This is a genomic window from Flavobacterium sp. (genome assembly GCF_043780635.1).
In the GTDB taxonomy this organism is placed as follows: domain Bacteria; phylum Bacteroidota; class Bacteroidia; order Flavobacteriales; family Flavobacteriaceae; genus Flavobacterium.
Genome location: NZ_JAYWCK010000062.1, coordinates 1 through 2885 on the forward strand (window position 1 = coordinate 1; position 2885 = coordinate 2885).

The window sequence follows — 2885 nt, forward strand, 5'->3', positions numbered from 1 at the left end:
TGTACCACTTCAAAATCGTGAAAACGAATATTTTTTGGAACAATTTCTTCTAAAAGTTCACGCAAACGAGCAATATTCCATTCATGGTCTCCTAATTTATACAACGATATTCCGATAATATCGTCTTCGCTTACACGAAACATTTTGCAAAACGACTTGTTGGCAGACTTAACCCGAATATTTTTATCCAGAATAAGTACTGGTTCGTGAACAGTGGCAATAATACCTTCGTAATAAGTGTATAATTCTTCTATTTGTTGAATACGGGCGTGTAGTTCCTGATTGCTGGTTGTCAATTCTTCATTAGTAGATTCTATTTCTTCTTTTGAAGTTTCAAGTTCTTCGTTTAGGCTTTGAAGTTCTTCGTTACTTGAAATAACTTCTTCGTTGGCACTTTGGAGTTCCTCATTAGCCGCTTCTTGGTCGTGAGTGATTGAACCCATATCGGCACGTGCAGCCGCTAATTCTTCTTCTAATTTTTTTATTCTACGGTCTTTGGCAACTGAATTAATGCTCTTTCCTTCATTTGAATTTTGCAATATTTCGGTTTGCCTTCCCGTAAAAATTATCATTAACATAGGCTCTTCTCCTTCTAAAGTTAACGGGATAACCTCTATATTTGTAGTTTGAACTATATTTTTTTTGGTATCACGATTCATTTCGATACCCATTTTATGGACAATTTGTTTTGTCTTTATGGCGTGATGAATGGCGTTCCTTAACTCGAATGTAATTTCGATATGAGCCATTTTTAAGATATTAAAGCTGGCTTTGCCCGATGAGTTTTGGAGATATAATGATGTAGAACCTCTAAATTGAAGGATTTCTAAATCATGATTAATAATGACACTGGCTGGCACATATTGAGCCAAAAGCATGGCATCAAAAATATTACCAAGGGTGTTGATATTTTTAGGGATAATGTGTGTTACAGTATTTTTTTCAGGCATATTTGTTTGCGAAATGCGAGTTGCAATATCAGAAATTCTGTGTGAACCCGAATTTTTTTTACGTATATAACATTTATACTTTTTATTAAGAATCGTGAAAAGTTGTGTTGAAGTACCAATAGTTTCAGATTTACCAAGCATCAGGTATCCTTCATCTTTTAAGGAATAATGAAAAGTGTTGATGGCTTTTTTCTGAGCGATAGTATCCAGATAAATAAGAAAGTTGCGACAACTGATAAAATCCATACGAGAGAAGGGCGGGTCGCTCAAAATATTGTGCTGGGCAAATACACAAACGTCACGCAAAGATTTAGAAATGCGGTATTTATCTTTTGATTTTTCAAAAAATTGCTGAAGTCGTTTGGGTGAAACATTGGTAAGTTGTTGCAGTGAATATTCACCAGTTCGAGCCACCGCAATTGCGTCGGCACTTAGGTCAGAAGCAAATATCTGAAAAGGTATAAATATGGCTTTTTTCTTTTGGATTTCGAGTAAAGTCATGGCAATTGAATATACCTCTTCTCCTGTGGCACAAGCGGCCACCCAAATTCGTATGGTATCGCCTTGTATTTTATTTTTTAAAAGGCGGGGAAATATGGTGCTTTTTAAAATTGAAAAAGCTTCGGTATCTCTAAAAAAATCGGTTACATTAATCAGCAAATCTTGATAAAGTATATTTAATTCATTTTCGTTTTGAGAAATTATCTCTGCATATTCTTTAATAGTTTTTATTTTATGAATCACTATTCTACGCAACATTCGCCGCTTAATGGTATTCATTTTATAATAGCTAAAATCAACGTTTTTTTTCTTATGTAATAATTGTAAAATAATTTTTAAATCGGGATTGTTGTTTTCAATTTCATCTTCGGGTGCAGTTTTTATCGCATTTTGCTTAACCAACGGATGTTTACCAATCCATGTTAATTGAATGGCAATTTCTTTGGGTGATAAGACAAAATCGACCACGCCTTCGGCAATGGCAGAGTTAGGCATACTGCTAAATTTAGCAGTATTATCTTGGGCAAAGGTAATGCCTCCAGCCAACTTTATTTCTTTTAAACCACGTGTGCCGTCACTTGCACTACCCGATAGCACAATTCCAATAACATTTTCCTTGTGGGTTTCGGCTAAGGAAGAAAACAATACATCAATAGAAAGATTAGACATTCTATTTTTAAGCCGTGGCAATAATTTTATGTGTCCGTTAACTACTTCAATTTCTTTATTATAAGGGATAATATAGAAATTATTTGGTTCCATCTTTTCCATATCATCAATGTCCTGCACTTTCATAGGAGTTACTTTCGATAAAATCGGGGTAAGCATACTTTTATGATCGGGACTAAGGTGCTGCACATAAATATATGCCATACCTGTGTTTGGTGAAAGGTTTTGTAGAAATTGTGTAATGGCTTCAAGTCCTCCCGCCGAAGCACCAATAGCAACGACCGTAAAAGGATGTTCTTCTTTTGAAATTGGTTCAAGAGTAATTAATGGATTTAGTTCTTGCGGGTCAACTGTTTTTTCTTTCCCATTAGCACTCGATTGAGAAGGTATTTCTGCTTGAGTAATTACCTTTTTATTTTGTTTTGAGTGGGTAGTTTTCATTTTTACCGATAATTATTTGTTGAATGTAGTGTTAATTAAGCAACTATTTAGATTTTTTGCTTATTTGCTTAAATTAACCCCAAAAAACCTTTATACATGTACAATCATCAACACTAAAAGAATATAATCATAAAATAAACGGGATAAATTTTATTTTAGAATGTTTCATAGACAAATTCAATATGCTCAATTTTACATGAAAAGAAATTTCTAAATAACCCTGTGAGGTAGGTTGTCTAATGTGTTAATAAGCTCTTTCATATTTTGAATGCTTTTTGTTTTCTAACTACCTGATTATCAAAGAGTTGTTTTTGTTTCCATTGT

Annotated in this window: 1 protein-coding gene; it reads right to left on the minus strand. The window is 33.8% G+C overall.

What is annotated here, in order from left to right:
* Window positions 1-2561: CheR family methyltransferase (locus ACH2BV_RS05620; RefSeq protein WP_395049746.1), on the minus strand; the 2561-nt coding region annotated here is incomplete at its 3' end.
* Window positions 2562-2885 lie beyond the last annotated feature (324 nt).